Genomic DNA, 17,308 nt, shown 5'->3' with positions numbered 1-17,308 from the left:
CTAACCTGCTGCTCAGCGGGCGCTTTCCGGCCTCCTCCTAGCGTGGGAGACATGAAGGTACGGCAGAGCGTCATGGCCCTCGTCATCGCCGGGATGGCGGCGGGCTGCGGAGCGGCGGCACCCGCCCCCACGCAGACTCACCCGCAGGCACAGGCACCCGTGGCGGCTCCACAACCCACGGAGTCGAATCCGCCGGGCGACATTCCCGACGACACGGCCTTCGTCGCCTACCGGCACCCAGGGCAGCCGTATGAGGTGAAGGTGCCCGAGGGGTGGGCGCGCACGGACCTGCCCACCGGGGCCGGCTTCACCGACAAGCTGAACAGCATCCGCATCGAGACCGCGCCCGCCGCCTCCCCGCCGACCGAGTCGTCGGTCAGGAACCAGGTGCACAGCAGCGACATCCGCACGGTGGACACGGTGAGCAGGAAAGGCGGCAAAGCAGTGCGGATCGTCTACCGCGCCGACAGCAGCCCCGACCCGGTCACCGGCAAGGTCGTCAAGGACGAGATCGAGCGGTATGTCCTCTACACGCAGGGGCGCGAGGCGATCCTGACCCTGTCCGGACCGGTCGGAGCCGACAACGTGGACCCGTGGCGCACAGTCTCCGAATCCTTCCGCTGGACGTCGTCATGATCGTGCAGGCCGAGGAGCTCTACCGGTTCTACCGGTCGGGCGAGGAGGAGACGCGGGCACTGCGCGGGGTCTCCCTGCAGGCCGCCGCGGGCGAAATGGTGGCGCTCACCGGGCCGTCGGGCTCGGGCAAGTCCACGCTGCTGGCCTGCCTGGGCGGGCTGGACGACCCGGACGGCGGCACCGTCAGGGTGGACGGCCACCGCATCAGCCACCGGCCGGAGGCCGAGCGGGCCGCGTTGCGTGCCCGGCTGGTGGGCGTGTTGTTCCAGAGCGGCAACCTGATCGAGCACCTGACAGTCGCGGCCAACGTCGATCTGGCCCAGCGGCTGGCTGGGCGGCGCGATCGGCGCCTGCGCGATGAGCTGCTGGCCGGTCTGGGGCTCTCGGCCAGGGCGGGGGCATGGCCAAGCCTGCTGTCCGGCGGAGAGTCGGCCCGCGCGGGGCTGGCCGTGGCCCTGGCGAACCGGCCCAGGCTGCTGCTGGCCGACGAGCCCACCGGCGAGCTCGACCAGCACACGGAGGCGCCGGTGCTGCGGCTGATCCGCGAGCAGGCCGGCGAGAGCATGGCCGTGGTGATCGCCTCGCACAGCCCGGCCGTACGGCGGCTGGCCGACCGCGTGGTGGAGCTGAAGGACGGGCGAGCGACATGACCGTGGAGGTGAAGGATCGGACGGCCGGCATGACCGCGCTGGTCACCTGCCGGAGTCTGGCCCGAGCCTACGGCAAGGGGGCGAACGCCCTGGTCGCCGTGCACAGCGTCACCTGCGAGCTGCGGCAGGGGCAGCAGGTCGCGGTCACCGGCCCGTCGGGGTCGGGCAAGACGACGCTGCTGCACCTGCTGGCCGGGCTCGACCGGCCCACGGCGGGGCAGATCGCCTGGCCCGCACTCGACGACCATCCGCGCGGCCGTGTCGGCGTGGTCTTCCAGGGGCCGAGCCTGCTGCCTCCGCTCGACGTCGCGGAGAACGTCGCGCTGCCGCTGATCATCGCGGGTGTCCAAGACGCCGAGGCCCGGGAACGGGCGCTGATCGCGCTGGCCACGATCGGCCTGGCCGACCTGGCCGGGTCACTGCCCGAGGAGTTGTCGGGCGGGCAGGCGCAGCGCGTCGCGGTCGCCCGCGTGCTGGCCGCCGAGCCTCCCCTGATCATCGCGGACGAGCCCACGGCGCAGCTGGACTCGAATCTGGCCCGCCGGGTGGTGGACCTGCTGACCGGGGTGGCCTCCCGGCTGGAGGCGGCCCTTGTGGTCGCCACCCACGACCCGCAGGTCGCGGCGCGGCTGCCCGCCACCTGGACCATGAGCGACGGAGCTCTCACATGCTGATCCTCATCTGGCTGCGCGGCCTGCTGACCCGCCGGGCGGGCCGGTTGGCCGCGGCCGCGGTCGGCATCGCGCTCGCCGTGGCCCTTCCGGCCGCGCTGGGCGCGTTTCTGGCCACCGCCAAGGCCACCATGACGGCCCGCTCGGTCCAGCGGGTGGCGGTCGACTGGCAGGTGGAGCAGCAGCCCGGCCAGACCGTGTCCGTCCCGATGCCCGGCACGTCCAGGCAGATGAGCTTCGCCAGGATTGACGGCTTCGAGTCCCGCCAGGCCGGGCAGACGCTGACGACGGGCGCGGGCCAGGTCCTCGGCCTGCCCGCCGGCTACGCCGCCGTCTTCCCCGGCGAACTGCGCCTGCTCGCCGGCGACGCGAACGGGCCGCTCCTGGCTCAGCAGACCGCCGCCAACCTGCATGCCCAGCCCGGCGCCAATGTCACCGTGCGCCGCCCGGGGCTACCGGACGCGGCGGTGGCGGTCACGGGGGTGGTGGAACTGCCCGCCGCCGACTCGTTGTTCCAGCGCGTCGGCGCCCCTGCGGGCGCGCAGCCGCAGGCGCCCCCGGACAACGTGCTGCTGCTGCCGGAGGCCGACTGGCACCGGTTGTTCGACGGCATCCCGCGCGACCGGGTGCGCACCCAGTTCCACGTCCGCGTCGACCACCGGCTGCCGCCCGACCCGGCCGCGGCCTACACCGCGGTCACCGGGCAGGCGCGCAACCTGGAAGAGCGGATGGCCGGCAGCGGGCTGGTCGGCGACAACCTCGGCGCGGCCTTGGACGCCGCCCGCGAGGACGCCCTGTACTCACAGGTCCTGTTCCTGTTCCTGGGCGCGCCGGCGGTCGTGCTTGCGGCCCTGCTCGTCGGCCTCGTGACGCGGGCCGGCGCGCCGCGGCGGGTAGCCGAGCAGGCGCTGCTGCGCACCAGGGGCGCGTCCAGGGGCACGCTGGTGCGGCTCGCGCTGGCCGAGACCGCGCTGGTGGGCGTGGCCGGAGTGCTGGCCGGCCTGGGGCTGGCCGCGCTGGCCGGGCGGGCCCTGTTCGGGTCGGCGAACGTGTCGTGGTGGGCGGCCGTCCTGGGACTGCTGGTCGCGGTCGTCACTATGCTGCTGCCCGCGCTGCGCGCCACCACCGTGGCGGCCGCCCGCCGTCCGGTCGGCGGACCGCGCCGCTCGCCTGCCTGGCTGCGGTACGGGCTGGACCTGTGGCTGCTCGCCGGATCCGCGGTGATCTTCTGGATCACCGGCAAGAGCGGTTACCAGCTCGTCCTCGTCCCCGAGGGCCTGCCCCAGCTCTCGGTGGACTACTGGGCCTTCGCCGGGCCGGCGCTGCTGTGGACGGGCGCGGGCCTGCTCATCTGGCGCCTGACCCGGACCTTGCCGGTCACCTGGGCGGTGCGGCCGCTGGCAGGGGGACTGGCGGGCACCGTGTCGGCGATGTTGACGCGGCAGCGCGCGCCGCTGGCCCGCGCGGCCACTTTGGCGGCGCTGGCTGTCGCCTTCGCCGTCTCGACCTCCGTTTTCGACGCCACCTACCTCCAGCAGGCCCAGGTGGATGCCGAGCTGACCAACGGCGCCGACGTCACGGTCTCCCAGACCGCCGCGACGCAGGGGCGGCTCGCGGCCGTGCCCGGCGTGTCGCGGGTGGAGCCGTTGCAGCACCGCTTCGCCTACGTCGGCTCCGACCTGCAGGACCTGTACGGCATCCGCCCCGCCACCACCCGCCTGCGCGACGCCTACGTCTCCGGCGGCACCGCCCGCGAGATCCTCGACCGGCTCACCCGCCGGCCGGACGCGTTGCTGGTCAGCCAGGAGACCGTCAACGACTTCCAGCTTCATCTCGGTGATCAGGTGCGGCTGCGCACCGAGGACGGCAGGACCGTCCCCTTCCACTACGCCGGCGTCATCACCGAGTTCCCGACCGCGCCCCGCGACAGCTTCCTCGTGGCCAACGCCTCCTACCTGGCGCGCACCATGCCCGCCGGCACCACGTACCTGATCACCACCGACGGGACCCGGCCGAGCCAGGTCGCCGCCGAGCTGCGCGGCAGGCTCGGGCCGACGGCGAGGGTCACCGACGTGGAGACGACCCGCCAGGTCGTCGGCAGCAGTCTCACCGCCGTGGACCTGTCCGGCCTGACCGTCATCGAACTCGGCTACGCGCTGGTGCTGGCGGCCGTGGCCACCGGTCTGCTGCTGGCGCTCGGCTTCGCGGAGCGGCGCCGCACGTACGCGCTGGCCAGGGTGCTGGGGGCCACTCCGCGGCAGCTGGGCTCGTTCGTGTGGGCCGAGGTGGCGCTGGTCGGTGTGGCCGCGGCTGTGCTGGGGGCGCTGTGCGGGTGGGCGTTGTCGCGGATGCTGGTCGCCGTGCTCAGCGGGGTGTTCGATCCGCCTCCCGATGCGCTGGCCGTGCCGTGGGCGTACCTGGCGGTGCTGGCGGTCCTCGGTGTGGCGGCGCTGCTGGTGGCCGGGGCGGCGACGGTACGGGCCGCCCGCCGCCCGCCGCTGACGGTGCTGCGCGACCTGTGACCGGTCAGCGGCCCGCCTCCAGCTCGGCCAGCAGCTCAGCCCAGCGCCGGCCGACGACCTCCAGGGCGTATCGCCGGGAGGTGGTCAGCGCGGCCGTCCCCATCATGCGGCGCCCGGTCTCGTCGTCGATGAGGAGACCGATCGCAGCGGCCAGGCCGGCGACGTCCCGCCGGGGGACCAGGAGCCCGTCGTGGCCGTGAGTGATGATCTCGCCGGGCCCGTGCGGGCAGTCGAAGGCGACCACGGGCACACCCTTGCTCAGCGCCTCCAGGACCGTCATCGGGAAGCCTTCGCGGCGGGAGCTGAGCACGAAGATCGAGGCGTCGTCGAGTTCGGCGCCGACGTCGCGGGAGGGGCCGGGAAGGTCGACCGAGCAGGCCAGGCCGAGCTCCCCGGACAGCTTGAGAAGGCGGGCGCGCTCGGGTCCTGAGCCGACGATGCGCAGTGTCCAGCCGGGATGTGTGGCGCTGACCCGCTCCCAGGCGCGCAGCAGCAGGTCGAAGCCCTTGACCTTGGCCAGGCGGCCGATCGCGATGACGGTCTTGGCGTTCAGGGGAGAGGGCTCGCCGGTGAGGGGCGGCGTGGCGTTGGGGATGCGCAGCAGGTGTCGCGGCGCGCGCGTACCCAGGGCCGCGTGGTAGGCGCTCAGGTCGGCCTCGGTCAGGGTGACGAGCGCGTCGAGCCTGCCGTACCTGCGGGGGATCATCTCCCGGACGGAGGGCTTGTGCGTGCCGAAGCCGACGTGCTCCTGGCCGATCGTGATCACGCCGGGCGGGGCCAGCAGGGCGGCGGCCAGGTTGAGGCCCGGCCGGGTGCTGATCAGGACGCCGGTACGCAGCCCGCGCAGGAAACGCAGCAGGGCCAGGTCGGTACGCAGGTCGAACCGGTCGTAGGCGGCCTCCTCCCGCGGGATGAGCCTGCTGCGGAGCAGGCGCGAGAGCGGGGCGCCACGGGGCCGGCGGCCTGTGCGGTCGTCCAGAAAGGTGACGCGAACGCCGGGCGGCACCTCGAAGAAGGGCTTGTCCTTGGTCCTGGTGACGCTGACGATCTCGACGTCGTGACGGGCCGCCAGCGTTCCTGCGAGGTTGAAGGCGGTCCTGATGGTGCCTCCCATGCCGTACGCGTGCAGCAGGAGGATCTTCACCTGCCGGGTACTGGGCGGCCCTGCCCCGCGCGCCCTGCGACGGTTGTCCGCACGCAGCAGGAGCACCCCGAGCCGTCGCACGTTGACGGCCAGGTGGATGGCCGCCGGGGTGAGGATGATCGAGCCCAGGGTGTCAGTGGGATAGTGCGCCCCGAGATAGACCCTCGCGAACATCTGACCGGCCACCAGCACGCAGCCCGCCCCCACGACGGGCCGGAAGAAGCGAGTCCTCCTGGCCAGCAGCGCCACCGCGACCGCGATCGACAGGGTCAGGCACACGTGGCCGCTCGGGAAGCTGTCCGGGCCGAGCTCCCGCACCAAGGCGTGGGCGGCCGGGGGCCGGGGGCGGGCGACGAGGGCCTTGACCAGAAGGCTGACTCCCCATCCTGCGGCGATCACGAGCAGCGTGCGTCCGGCGGTGCTTCGCCGTCCCGAGAGCGCGACGACTGTGACGAGGACGGCGGCGAGGACCGTTCCCATAACGGTGCCGAAGCCCACATTCAGGACCTGCGCCGGCGCGGTCAGCCACGGGCCGCGTAGCGACTGCACCGCCCGGCTCACGCTCGTGTCCGCCGCCGTCCACGCCGGCGTGCGCGCGGCGAAGCCGACGACCACCCCCAGGCCCAGGAACGCGGCGGAGACCGGCACCGGGACGGTCGTTCTGCTGCCTGATCTCATGAACGCACGCTATGGAGGGACGTGACAGCGCCCGCTCAGCACTCGGTTAGCGCGGCGCTTACCTTCGCGCCCGCGTGGGCAAGCGTGCATCCGGAATTCGGGCCAGGATTAACCTCACGTTATGGCTGGCCGAACCTGCCGCTATCCGGCGTTTCCGCAGACTGAGGGCGTCAGTACGACGTCAATGCATCGGAGATATTTTCAATGCGTAAGTCTGTGATCATCCCCGGGCTCGCCACCGCGGCCGTCCTCGTAGCGGGCGGCGGAGCTGCCGCGTACGCCTCCTCTCTCGACCAGAGCCCCGCCCCCACCCCCTCCCAGTCCTCCGCCGCCCCCACCGAGCAGGCCCCCGAGAACGGGGCCGCCACGCCTCAGGAGAGCGCGGAGCCGAACGAGGGCACCAAGGAGGATGAGCAGGGCGAGAAGGCCGAGGCCGAGGACGGCCAGGACGACAAGGGTCAGGAGGCCGGCTCCGAGGCCCAGGAAGGCAAGCAGGGCCAGGCGGGTGACCAGAACGAGCAGGAGGGCAAGAGCGACGCCTCCGAGCCCGAGGACGGCTGAGCCAAGCGCCGGGCACCCCGAGACTCACCGCGCCGGGGTGCCCGGCTCAGTCCTGAGCGTGCGGCGCTGCCCCGCACCGCGTTAGAGCAACCACAGGAAGATCTTCACGCGTTTCACGCGTTCACCGTGTGCCCGCCGTAGTGCCCGCTGTGGTGCCCGCGACATCATGCCGCACGATCGGCAGGGCTCGAGCCGGCGCTGGGTATCGTCAAGCGATCCAATGCGGTCGCCGGGTGGCGGAGGACAAGGGGATACCGTCCGCCAAGGCGGTGAGCATGCGCTGCACAGCCTCGCGCAACGTGTCCGCGGACGTGGAGTAGGGGATGCGGAGGCGCTGCTCAAAGACGCCCGGGTCGGCGGCGAAGTGGCCACCCCCCTCGATCCGCACGCCGTAGTCGAGGACGCGCTCGGCGAAGGCCGAGGCGATGGGCTCGCCCAGGTCCACCCACAGTGACAGGCCGCCGGGCGGTGGCCGCCAAGTCCACTGCGGGATGTGCTCAGCCAGCGCCGCGGACAAGGCCGCGCGCTGCTCGCGCAGGCGTTCCAGGCGGAGTGGCAACAGCTCCGCGCTCCTGGCCAGCAGGGCCAGGGCCAGCAGTTGGTCCAGCACCGAGCCGCCGAGATCAGTGGCGATCCGCTGCCCGGCGAGTTCCGTCACGAGACGCGCGGGGGCGCGCAGCCAGCCGACGCGCAGACCTCCCCAGTAGATCTTGCTCATCGAACCGATGGTGATGACCTGACCGACCCCGCTGGGAGTGGCATGGGAGGCGAACGGCCTCAGGGCCGGGACGTCGAGGGCGAGGTCGGCCAGGGTCTCGTCGATGACCAGCCAGGTGCCGGCGCGCTGGGCGGCGCGCAGGACGCGGACGCGCTCCTGGACGGGCATGACATGCCCGGCCGGATTGTGGAAGTCGGGGATCAGGAAAGCCAGTTTCGGTACGGCCTGCCGCAGGGTGGACTCGATGATCTCGATGTCCCAGCCGATGTCGGTCACCGGGACTGACACCAGGCGGAGCCGGGCGCGGCGCATGGCGTCCAGCGCGTTCGGGTAGGACGGGCTCTCCACCATGACCCGGTCGCCGGGCCCGCACAGGAGTCCCAGGACCAGCGTGAGCGCGTGCTGGGCACCGGAGGTGACCAGGACCTGCTCGGGCACGGTGGCCAGACCCCGCCGGGTGAATCGCTCGGCGACGGCGGCACGCAGCTCCGGCAGGCCGTAGGGGTGGTAGCCGGGAGTGTGCGCGTGCTCGACCAGCTGCGATTCCACACGATGGAGAGCGTCGGAGAGCACGTGCTCCGACAGCCCGGGGGCTGCCCTGGCCAGGTCGATCGCGGCATCCGGTGGTGCCAGGGCCCGTGTGACGCCGCGGGGGCGAGCGCCCTCCGGCAGGGCCGTCCAGGTTCCGGAGCCCCGGCGGCTGTGGGCGTAACCGGCCTCGCGCAGCAGATCATAGGTAGCCGTGACGGTCGGCCTGCTGATCTTCAGCGCGACGGCGAGATCCCTCTCGGCGGGGAGTCTCACGTGCAAGGCGATCCGCCCGTCCAGGATCAGCGCGCTGATCGCATGGGCCAGGTGCCGGTAGGCCGGTCTGGTCGGCACCGGGTCGGGCAGCATGGCGGCGAGTTGCCGGCCCCCCAGCGTCCGCTCGGCGTGGCCCACCCTGTCCGAAGGCCGGAACGAGCCTGAGCCTGCCATACCACTCCTCCGAAATTGGTCATGCTCTTGCCGCCAATCACTGTACAAACTTTCGCCAGTGACATTGATGACGAGCACACCGGAGGGCACTGGCATGGTGCGGGAGATCACAGACAGCGGCGAGCGTGAACGTCGGCACGGTCATGCGGGGAAGGCCGCAGTCGTCGATGCCGGTGATGCCGCCGTGTGGCGGCCCGATCTGCCCCTGCTCGTGCCGCACGGCTGGTTGCTGCTGACCGTCGCCGCGGAGCCGGGGGGCCGTCCGTGAGCGACGATGCCGCGAGCCGTCATACGCTGAGGCATCGCGCCGTGACCGTGCTGGCACGCGGTACCCGCCGCCCCGTGCCCCGCCTCGACTACGTATCCCTGCGCGAGCACCCGCTGAGACGCCTTCCCCAGTTGTTCGCCGGCCTCGCCCTCTACGGGCTCAGCCTCTCGGCGATGGTGCGGGCCGCGCTGGGCGTCAACCCCTGGAGCGTCCTGTACGAAGGACTGGAGCACCACACGTCCCTGAGCTTCGGCTCGATCAGCGCCGTCCTCGGGGTTCTGGTACTCCTGCTGTGGATTCCCCTCAAACAGAGACCGACGTTCGGCACCGTCGCCAACATCATCGTCTTGGCATGCTCGTCCGATCTCGGCCTGCTGCTCATCCCCGAGCACCTCGGCCTCCCGGCCCGGGTCGGCCTGCTGGCCGGGGGCGTTCTCCTCAATGGGCTCTCCGTCGCCGTCTACGTCGGCGCCCGCTTCGGCCCCGGCCCCCGGGACGGGCTGATGACCGGCGCGTCCGCCGTGACCGGGCGCTCCATTCGGTTCATCCGCACTCTGATCGAGATCACCGTGCTCGCCGCGGGCTGGCTGCTCGGCGGGAGCGTCGGGGCCGGCACCGTGCTGTACGCCGTCGCGGTCGGCCCGATCACGCAGTTCTTCCTGCCCTGGTTCACCTACCGCGGTCGCGCTGAACCCCCGCCACCCACCCCACCCGCCGCGCCGCCGGTCGGCAGGCCCGCGCAGCGGACGCCCTGAACGCTGAGGATGCCTCCCCGGCGCACGAGCACTGCCAGGCCAGCAGGCCCAACAAGCCCCTCACCAAAACCGGTAGGCAAACGGACGCCCTCCCGGACCCGTCCGTCAGGGCGAATGTTCTACGGCTTCCCGAGGTCGCGGTTGGTGAAGATGCCGATCAGCAGGCTGACGGGCAGGTCGCCTTCGGTCGGGTAGCGGAAGTGCTGGTCGAGGTTGAGGCTGTAGCGGTTGCGCCGGCCGATGCGTTCCCGGGTCAGGTAGCCGGCCCGGAAGAGGTCGGCCACGATGTTTTGCACCGTTCGTTCGGTGATGCCGATGCTGACGGCGACTTCACGCAGTCGCACCTCGGGATCGCGGGCTAGCTCCACCAGGACGCGAGCGTGATGGGTGAGGAAGGTCCAGGTGGGTGGGTGGTCCGATGCGCTCATGGCTGTCTGTGCTTTGCGTGGGGGATGGGGTCTGTGCGGAGCGTAAGAACGCCACTACCGAAGATCCTATGACGAAATGGCTTTCCTGCAATAGGTTTCAGGAATATCCTCTACAGTGACGGCGTCGACGGGCGTCGACGGCGTCACTTGATCGGGCCTACTTCGGGGACCTCATGTCGCCACCATCACGCAGCCACCGGCCGGTTGAGCTACCAGCCGAGGCCACCATGTCGCCCATCAGCCTGGACTGCCGGCCGCTACGCGGCGGCGTGCTGATCACCGTGGCCGGCGACATCGACGCCACCAACGCCGGCCATGTCGAGACCTGCATCGACCGGATGCGCCGCCCGGGCCAGGCGGTGCTGCTCGACCTGAGCGGGCTGCGTTTCATGGACAGCCGCGGCCTGCACGTGCTGTTACGCGCGCATGGCGACATACGCAAGCAGGGCGGCACCATGCACCTGGCAGCGGTTGCCGACACTCCCGCCCACGTCTTGCGGATCACCGGAGTGTGGGACGCCCTGACCATCCATCCCAGCGTGGAAGAGGCCATCACCGCGATCCACTCTCGCCTGGACAACCTGGGGGATCTGGCATGAACCTGGCCTGCCGGTCCGTACCCGGGGCGATACTGATCACGGCGGCCGGGCAGGTGGACCCAACCGCCGCTTTCGGTGAGCGGGAGACCTCCATCGACCGCCGGCGTCCGGATGAGCATCTGATCACCGCTGTCAGCGGGCTGTCGTTCCTGGACAGCTCCGGCTCGGTCGTCATGCTCGCCGCCGCCGGCCTGGCCCGGGCACCCGGCGCCGGCGGCGCCTGGCCGTACTCCAGCCACGGCCCGCCCGGCTGCTGGAGATCACCGGCGCGCAGCGGCCGGACGGGCCACCGTCCATGACCGCATGGAGCAGGCGATCGTCGCGATGCGGGCCTTTGATGACGCCCCTGCGCTGAGCTCCGATCATGACGATCAGGCCGTGACCGGCAGTTGGCAATGAGGCCATTTGCTGGACGGCTCTACCCGAGCGTCACATAACCGATCAAAGGGATTCGATGTCCGCACTACATATGCGCCACCAGCACCTCACCGGCGTGACCGTGATCACGCTGTCCGGAGAGATCGACCTGGCCAGTACCCCGAAACTCCACGCTTTCATCGGCCAGGCCCGCCAGACACCCGCCGACCACCTGGTGTTCGACATGGCGGAGGTGACCTTCATGGACAGCAGCGGCCTGCGCGTGCTGCTGGACGCCTTCACCCTCGCCCAGCGACACGGCGGCGCCGTACACCTGACCGCCCTGCAGGGCCCACCGGCCCGCCTCATCGAAATCACCAAAGTAGGGGAACACCTTCGCGTGCACACCAGCACCGACATCGCGCTGGCCACCATACTGGCCGCCCCGGACCTTCCGGCGGCGACAGGCAACGGCACCGTGGCTCCCCCCTCTGGCTAGCCCGACCGCGGCCACGAGGGCCTGGTGGTAGCGCTCATCGCCTCCGCCGGAGGACTCAATGCCTGTTCCTAGTATTGGCGCCGTTGCCCGCCAACCTGCCCTCAGCTGGCCCGGTCGGGTGGCCTGCGGCTGTTCCCCTCCAACGCCTGCCTGCCCGGGCCCGGGCAGGTCAGCCATGACATCGAAACATTGAGGCCGGTACGGGGCCGCGTCTTCGGCAGCACCGGAATGAGCGGCGCGCACGATCGTGGCGATGGCCGTCGTCAATCGCGCGGCAGGCGCGGATGACCGAATCCCACGGCGGCCCCGCGTGCCGCGGCTAACTGAGGGCCTTCTCCAACTCGGCCTTGGTCATCTGCGAGCGGCCCTTGACGTTGCGACGCTTGGCCTCGGCGTACAACTGATCTCGCGTACGGCCGCCGCTGCCGGAGTGCGAACGCAGCCCCCCGCGCCGCCCCGAGGACATGTCCCGCGTCGACGTACGGCTCGCGGTTTTCGACTCCCCGGCCCTGGCGCGCTCCTTGTTGACCGTGCGGGCCGCGATCTCGGTCGCGCGCTTCTTGCTCGTCCCCCGCTTCTGGGCGCTGTCCTTGATGTGTTCGTATTGACGTTCCCTCTTCGGACTCGATCCGCGAGGCATCCTCTTCTCCTCTCGCGAGTACCTGAGATAGCTGACTCGTTGTCCCATACCCCGGTGAGAGGTACAAAACGGTCGTCTTCGGACAGCAGGGCAGGTGCTTCCTGCCGGAGGGCGCGGTGCGGGCGGTGACGTCAGGATCCGGATGCGGCGACCTTGATACCGAGCACGAACAGCTGTGAATGTTACCTGGGGGTTCTGTGTTGCGCGGCGATAGATCATGTGAGTCACGCCGATCCCCTCGATGACCTCTGCCTGGTCGAAGCCGATCGGCGCCGTGCCGCCGAGCCCGGCCAGCATGGGTGTACCGGCGCCGAGAAGCACCGGCACGACGTCCATCCGCAGTTCGTCGAGCAGGCCGGCCCCGAGCGCGTCGGCCACTGTGCTGCCGGGGCCGACACCGACGTCGCGCTGCCCTGCCGCCTCGCGGGCCCGCGCGATCGCGTGGTCCACGCCGTCACTGACGAACGTGAACGGCGTCGTGGTGACATCCCAGCCGGCCGGCGGCGGACGGTGGGTGACGACGAACACCGGTACGCCGCTCGGGTGCCGTCCATTCCAGCCCGCGGTGAGGTCGAACAGGTTCCGGCCGATGACACAGGCTCCGGTCCGCTCCTGGAGGTCACGCGTCCTTGACAAAGCCGGACGCTAGCACATACAAAACCATAAGGTTATGGAACCGAAGGGTTATACATGGCTACAAGCGACACGCTGGACGCGACATTCGCGGCACTCGCCGACCCCACCCGGCGGGCCATCCTGGCCCGGCTCGCGGCCGGCGACGCCACGGTCACCGAGCTGGCCGCCCCGTTCGCGATGAGCCAGCCGGCCGTCTCCAAACACCTGCGAGTGCTCGAACGAGCCGGCCTGGTCAGTCGTAGCCGCGACGCGCAGCGCCGACCCTGCCGGCTGGTGGCCGAGCCGCTCAGGACGGCCACAGACTGGCTGGCCGACTACCGCGACTACTGGGAAACGAGCTACCAGCGACTGGACGCGCTGCTGGACGACCTGCAGGACGGAGGAGCGTGACATCCCCCCACACCGGCCTCGGGCTGCGGGTCGTCGCGTCTGGGACCACCGACCTCGTGCTCACCCGCACATTCGCAGCTCCCGCGCCGCTCGTCTTCGCCGCGCTCACCCAACCGGAGCTGCTCCGCCGCTGGCACGGCGCCCGCGGCTGGCGACTCACCGTCTGCGAGGTCGACCTGCGCTCCGGCGGTGCCTGGCGGTTCGTCTCCACCGGCCCGGCCGGCGCCGAGATGGAACTCCACGGGCTGTTCCGCGAGGTCGTGCCGCCCGTGCGCCTCATGCAGACCGAGATCCACCGTGACTGGGCCGACGGTGAGGCCCTGGTCACCACCGTTCTGGACGAGACGGACGGACAGACCACCATGACCGTCACCGCGCAATATTCCTCCTCCGAAATCCGCGACGCGGTCGTGCGCAGCCCCATGGAACGCGGCGCCGGCGAAGGATACGACCGCCTCGCCGCCCTCCTCCTCGAAAGGCACCAACGATGACCGACTCACCCACCCCCGCCGGCGAGATCCCCGCGGATTCCGGCAACCCACCCGTGCCGCCCGGCACACTGCTGCTGGAGCTCGTGCCGGTGCCGGTCACCGATATCGAACGAGCCAAAGCCTTCTACCTGAACCAGCTCGGGTTCCGCCTCGACGTCGACGTCAACCCGAAAGCCGGTATCCGCATCGTCCAACTCACCCCGCCCGGTTCGGCATGCTCGATCACCCTCGCCGAAGGTCTCCCCACACTCGACATGCCTGCGGGAACGCTGCGAGGTCTGCACCTGGTGGTGGCTGACATCGAAGCGTCCCGCGCCGAACTCGTCGAACGCGGCGTCGAGATCAGCGAGGTCGAGGACGTCGGCGGCGTGTTCTACGCCTACTTCGCTGACCCCGATGGCAACACCTGGTGCCTGCAGCACATGCCCTGGCGCGGGTAAGACCAACGATCGGAGGCGGATCTGTCATCTCCCCCTCAGCCTGTCCTGGACGTGGACGGGAATCGGATGGCCTGGAAAGCTACGCGCCCGCCTTGGCGGGCACGCATGCCGAGTCCAGGGTGTCCAATCGACTGGATTGTTTGGTGGATTGACGCGCTGACGGGGTGGCGGTGGGCGTGCCGGTGGGTGATGGGGTGGCGGTCTCTGCGCGGACCGGTTTGCCGGTGCCGCGGGAGCGGGTGATGGCGGCTTTCACCGCCTTGCGGATGCGCGGATAATCGGGATAAGCCGGATTGTACGCGGGCGGAACGAGGTTCAGCTTGGACACGCGAGCCCCCTTGACCTGCTGAGCGAGCGGGACCAGATCCTGCAGGAGATCACGCGGGATGTCGGTGAGAAAGGTCTGCTTGGCCGCCTTGGCCAGAGCGTTGAACTTCAGCAGCACGTTGCTCGGGTTGAGCTGGGTGAGCATGGCGCTCATCACGCACTGCTGGCGGCGCATCCGGGTGCTGTTGTCGGCGCCGGCACAGGTGCTGCCCGGATGGTCGCGGGCCCTGCCGTACCAGAGAGCCTCGTTGCCGTCGAGGGTGCGGTTACCGGCCTTGACCACGCCGCCGTCGGAGCGGCCCACGCCGTAGCAGACGTCCTGCTCGACGTTGATGGTGACGCCGCCGAGGGCGTCGATCAGGCGTGCCACGCCCCACATGTTGACGAGCATGTAGTAGTCGATCTTGAGGCCCAGGATCTGGCCGAGCGTGCTCTTGAGGGCCTCCGGGGCGCGGTTGGCGGAGTGGCCGGCGACCTCGGGGTGCTGGTCGGCGTACTCCCAGACCCCGTTGAGCAGGTCGGCCGAGCCGCGGCCCTGACCCGGCGGCAGCCAGAAGTTCTTCGGCGGCGGGAACCGCCTGGCCAGCGCGGAGCCGGGTGCGAACGGCACGTTCTCCATCTCGCGCGGAAGGGCCAAGACGACCGACCGGCCCGTGTGAACGTCGATGCTGACCACGTTGATGCTGTCGGTACGGATGCCCACGCCCTTGCGCGAGTTCGCGCCGTCCCCGCCCAGGAGCGCGATGTTGAGGTGATCGCGTCCTCGCCACGGATCCTTGTGATCGATCGACTGAGACGGCGAGGATTTGAAGACGCTGCCGAGCGCGTCGTCAGAGGTGCGGGCGGTCGTGGCGATCAATCCGAAGGGCAGCACCACGCTCACCGCAAGTACGCCCGCGACCGAGGCCGTACCGATCTGCCCCCACTTGTCGAGCTTCGCCGGGCGTAGCACGATGTAGGAGCTGATCACGTTCGCGGCCCAGGCGAGACCGCCCACCACGCACAGGCCGGTGATCACGCTCAGCCAGATGGGATCGAGGAGCAGGCCGGCCAGCGCATTGGCGTTGATCAGCGCGATGACGGCGCTGATCAGCAGTACGCCGAAGATTCCCATCATGATCAGCCCGATGCGCTTGCGCCCGGCACGCAGATGCGCAACGCCCGGCACGACGACCGACGCGAGCGTCCAGCCGATCACGGATGGAGCAGTCCACCTGCGCATCCAACCTCCCCGTAGGCAACACCTGCTCCATAGGCGCAAGCGATTCAGCAGAATACCTCGCCTATCGCGCAATTCCCGACGTTTGGGACCAGAGGCGCTCCTCCTCGGCAACCTCCCGCTCCAGAGCGGTGGGCCGGCCGCGGCTCTCGAGCCGCTGAGATGCGCACGACACATGTCTCGCGAGCTACCTCGAAGGGCACGTACTCATCGGACAGGACGAAACGAACCAGGCGGGCAAGGTGCTTCAGTACGCGCACAGTGAGTCCGACGCGGCTACTGGCGGGAGTAAGGGGCTGCACCCCTGGGCCGCCGTCCGGTTCCCGAAGTAGCGCTCATGGATTGTGTTCTCCGCGGACACGTGTCGGACCTGGAGCGCTGCCGCGGGGGTCCGGTAATTTCGGGAGCTGCCGCCGCCGGACCCACCTCGGCACCCGACCGCGCCCCGACCGCGTCCCGCCTTGGCCCCCGACTTCGCCCCGGCGAAGACCAGGTCCGTCTTCGCCGACACCGACGCGGTCACCTTCGCGCCCAACGCCTCCAGGTCGCGCTTGGCCTCATCCTTCGACATCCGGCTGAACCGCCCGGCCGGCACAATCCAGCAACCCTCGATGATCATGCGGGGCGACCGTAGCGGAGATGGCCGACGGGCAGCTTGTCATCAGATTCTCACGTGCGGCGTGTTCAGTTGGCATGCGGCTGCACCTTGGAGGTGGTGAAGGCCGCGCTGAGCCGGTGGCAGGTTTGCTCGTGCCACTTGGCCAAAGCTGCCAGCGCGCGGGTTCAGCCGAAACCCGTCGAAAAAGCCGTCTCTGGCCACCTAAGATGCAGATCATGACAGAAAGTCCCGTCGGCGATCACTGCGACTGCGGCGCAGTTGCCGGCCCGCTGGGCGTATGCGTGGACTATTACCACGCCATCCTGTCTGAAGAGCAGGCCGATCCTCACATGTACAGGTGGCATGCGCCTGTGGTCTGCGCGTATCTTCTGCAGCACCCTTCCAGAGCTGACGAGAAGTACCTTGATGGCCAGTTCCGTCAGATGCAGCTCTACGTGGACAAGGGTCTTGACGCGCTGCTTCGTGTAGCGGCTCATCAGGTGGCGCGGAACAAGCACGGGGCACGGTTGAACTACGACATGGCGCCATTGGCGGCATACGAGCCGCTCCCTCCGGGCGGACCTCCCAGGCACTTCCGCGCTACGTTCTCCGGGTTGCCGCTCAGGGACGGCAGCTTCGTGGCTGATGGGTATCTGGCATACGGACACCACATCGAGACCATCGCCGAAGCGACTGTGGACGCCTGGAGATCTATCCAGGCCCCCGGTTTCGTCGGGTAGCGAGAGTCCCCTGAAAACGTGGAGACCGTTCTATGCCGCAGCGGTCCCCAGCAGGGCCGATGGGGCTTGTCTCTTCTTCTCGATCATGTGACGGCCGGCAGATCTTCGTTGGCGCTGTGCCGCCCGGGGGGTGTTGTAGAAATCGGCGATCCAGGTGGCGATCTTCAGGCGGCCTCGGCCTGGGCGCGATGGACGAGAGCCAGCGTGTCGACCGCTTTGCGCACGATCCGGAACCGCGCTGGCCATGTCGACGGCGCGTAGATCCTTCAGCAAGCCGTGCCCCACGATGAGCCGCCCTTGAAGATGATGCAGAAAGCGGCTGACCGGATGCGGGGCCGTCGATCAGTGCGTCGCCGGTGACGT

At 70.2% G+C, this 17,308-nt stretch carries 20 protein-coding genes; 14 read left to right on the top strand and 6 right to left on the bottom strand.

Annotated elements, in window-relative coordinates:
* Window positions 1–51: 51 nt before the first annotated feature.
* The 4 genes from ACFPZ3_RS63955 to ACFPZ3_RS63940 are packed head-to-tail and all read left to right on the top strand — an operon-like array spanning window position 52 to window position 4,479.
* Complete coding sequence (locus ACFPZ3_RS63955) at window positions 52–636, top strand: hypothetical protein (protein ID WP_379524182.1); 585 nt, start codon at window positions 52–54, stop codon at window positions 634–636.
* Window positions 594–1,286, top strand: a complete 693-nt coding sequence (locus tag ACFPZ3_RS63950) for an ABC transporter ATP-binding protein (RefSeq protein WP_379524181.1) — start codon at window positions 594–596, stop codon at window positions 1,284–1,286. The genes ACFPZ3_RS63955 and ACFPZ3_RS63950 overlap by 43 nt, the downstream gene beginning before the upstream one ends.
* Entirely contained in the window at window positions 1,283–1,960 is a 678-nt protein-coding gene (locus ACFPZ3_RS63945) for an ABC transporter ATP-binding protein (RefSeq protein ID WP_379524180.1), read from the top strand. Before ACFPZ3_RS63950 ends, ACFPZ3_RS63945 begins: the two co-directional genes overlap by 4 nt.
* Entirely contained in the window at window positions 1,954–4,479 is a 2,526-nt protein-coding gene (locus ACFPZ3_RS63940; protein ID WP_379524179.1) for an FtsX-like permease family protein, read from the top strand. The genes ACFPZ3_RS63945 and ACFPZ3_RS63940 overlap by 7 nt, the downstream gene beginning before the upstream one ends.
* A 4-nt stretch (window positions 4,480–4,483) precedes the next feature.
* Here the strand turns inward: ACFPZ3_RS63940 and ACFPZ3_RS63935 are convergent, their stop codons facing one another.
* On the bottom strand, window positions 4,484–6,301 hold the full coding sequence (locus ACFPZ3_RS63935; RefSeq protein ID WP_379524178.1) for a glycosyltransferase: 1,818 nt from the start codon (window positions 6,299–6,301) through the stop codon (window positions 4,484–4,486).
* 204 nt (window positions 6,302–6,505) lie between these two features.
* On the opposite strand from ACFPZ3_RS63935, the gene ACFPZ3_RS63930 reads away from it, so the two are divergent.
* On the top strand, window positions 6,506–6,862 hold the full coding sequence (locus ACFPZ3_RS63930; protein ID WP_379524177.1) for a hypothetical protein: 357 nt from the start codon (window positions 6,506–6,508) through the stop codon (window positions 6,860–6,862).
* A gap of 208 nt (window positions 6,863–7,070) precedes the next feature.
* Here ACFPZ3_RS63930 and yczR read toward each other — a convergent pair whose 3' ends face one another.
* Complete coding sequence (gene yczR, locus ACFPZ3_RS63925; protein ID WP_379524176.1) at window positions 7,071–8,558, bottom strand: MocR-like transcription factor YczR; 1,488 nt, start codon at window positions 8,556–8,558, stop codon at window positions 7,071–7,073.
* 58 nt (window positions 8,559–8,616) lie between these two features.
* On the opposite strand from yczR, the gene ACFPZ3_RS63920 reads away from it, so the two are divergent.
* On the top strand, window positions 8,617–8,826 hold the full coding sequence (locus tag ACFPZ3_RS63920) for a hypothetical protein (protein WP_379524175.1): 210 nt from the start codon (window positions 8,617–8,619) through the stop codon (window positions 8,824–8,826).
* Window positions 8,823–9,581 (top strand): membrane protein YczE, encoded by a 759-nt coding sequence (yczE, locus tag ACFPZ3_RS63915; RefSeq protein WP_379524174.1) that lies wholly within the window; start codon window positions 8,823–8,825, stop codon window positions 9,579–9,581. Before ACFPZ3_RS63920 ends, yczE begins: the two co-directional genes overlap by 4 nt.
* A 119-nt stretch (window positions 9,582–9,700) precedes the next feature.
* On the opposite strand, the gene ACFPZ3_RS63910 is transcribed toward yczE, so the two are convergent.
* On the bottom strand, window positions 9,701–10,009 hold the full coding sequence (locus ACFPZ3_RS63910) for a helix-turn-helix transcriptional regulator (protein WP_379524173.1): 309 nt from the start codon (window positions 10,007–10,009) through the stop codon (window positions 9,701–9,703).
* Window positions 10,010–10,236: 227 nt separating this feature from the next.
* Here ACFPZ3_RS63910 and ACFPZ3_RS63905 point away from each other — a divergent pair, with 227 nt between their 5' ends.
* The 3 genes from ACFPZ3_RS63905 (at window position 10,237) to ACFPZ3_RS63895 (ending at window position 11,464) form a co-directional block, all read left to right on the top strand.
* Entirely contained in the window at window positions 10,237–10,608 is a 372-nt protein-coding gene (locus ACFPZ3_RS63905; protein ID WP_379524172.1) for an STAS domain-containing protein, read from the top strand.
* Window positions 10,605–10,907 carry a hypothetical protein gene (locus tag ACFPZ3_RS63900; RefSeq protein WP_379524171.1) on the top strand — a complete coding sequence of 101 codons (303 nt, stop codon included), beginning with the start codon at window positions 10,605–10,607 and terminating at the stop codon, window positions 10,905–10,907. The genes ACFPZ3_RS63905 and ACFPZ3_RS63900 overlap by 4 nt, the downstream gene beginning before the upstream one ends.
* Window positions 10,908–11,062: 155 nt before the next feature.
* Complete coding sequence (locus tag ACFPZ3_RS63895; protein ID WP_379524170.1) at window positions 11,063–11,464, top strand: STAS domain-containing protein; 402 nt, start codon at window positions 11,063–11,065, stop codon at window positions 11,462–11,464.
* A gap of 319 nt (window positions 11,465–11,783) precedes the next feature.
* Here ACFPZ3_RS63895 and ACFPZ3_RS63890 read toward each other — a convergent pair whose 3' ends face one another.
* Window positions 11,784–12,632 carry a dihydrofolate reductase family protein gene (locus tag ACFPZ3_RS63890; RefSeq protein ID WP_379524169.1) on the bottom strand — a complete coding sequence of 283 codons (849 nt, stop codon included), beginning with the start codon at window positions 12,630–12,632 and terminating at the stop codon, window positions 11,784–11,786.
* Window positions 12,633–12,794: 162 nt separating this feature from the next.
* Between ACFPZ3_RS63890 and ACFPZ3_RS63885 the strand changes: the two genes are divergently transcribed.
* Genes ACFPZ3_RS63885 through ACFPZ3_RS63875 form a run of 3 tightly spaced genes read left to right on the top strand, consistent with a single transcriptional unit; the run spans window position 12,795 to window position 14,061 of the window.
* On the top strand, window positions 12,795–13,130 hold the full coding sequence (locus ACFPZ3_RS63885) for an ArsR/SmtB family transcription factor (protein ID WP_379524168.1): 336 nt from the start codon (window positions 12,795–12,797) through the stop codon (window positions 13,128–13,130).
* On the top strand, window positions 13,127–13,621 hold the full coding sequence (locus tag ACFPZ3_RS63880) for an SRPBCC family protein (protein ID WP_379524167.1): 495 nt from the start codon (window positions 13,127–13,129) through the stop codon (window positions 13,619–13,621). Before ACFPZ3_RS63885 ends, ACFPZ3_RS63880 begins: the two co-directional genes overlap by 4 nt.
* Entirely contained in the window at window positions 13,618–14,061 is a 444-nt protein-coding gene (locus ACFPZ3_RS63875) for a VOC family protein (protein ID WP_379524166.1), read from the top strand. Before ACFPZ3_RS63880 ends, ACFPZ3_RS63875 begins: the two co-directional genes overlap by 4 nt.
* Before the next feature lie 79 nt (window positions 14,062–14,140).
* Here ACFPZ3_RS63875 and ACFPZ3_RS63870 read toward each other — a convergent pair whose 3' ends face one another.
* Both ACFPZ3_RS63870 and ACFPZ3_RS63865 read right to left on the bottom strand, forming a co-directional pair.
* Window positions 14,141–15,610, bottom strand: a complete 1,470-nt coding sequence (locus ACFPZ3_RS63870; protein WP_379524165.1) for an LCP family protein — start codon at window positions 15,608–15,610, stop codon at window positions 14,141–14,143.
* A gap of 244 nt (window positions 15,611–15,854) precedes the next feature.
* Window positions 15,855–16,226 (bottom strand): BRCT domain-containing protein, encoded by a 372-nt coding sequence (locus ACFPZ3_RS63865; RefSeq protein ID WP_379524164.1) that lies wholly within the window; start codon window positions 16,224–16,226, stop codon window positions 15,855–15,857.
* Between the two features lie 215 nt (window positions 16,227–16,441).
* On the opposite strand from ACFPZ3_RS63865, the gene ACFPZ3_RS63860 reads away from it, so the two are divergent.
* Window positions 16,442–16,945 (top strand): DUF5946 family protein, encoded by a 504-nt coding sequence (locus ACFPZ3_RS63860; protein ID WP_379524163.1) that lies wholly within the window; start codon window positions 16,442–16,444, stop codon window positions 16,943–16,945.
* Window positions 16,946–17,308: the final 363 nt, after the last annotated feature.

It is taken from the genome of Nonomuraea insulae (assembly GCF_042656245.1).
This window is presented reverse-complemented; position numbering and strand designations above follow the sequence as displayed.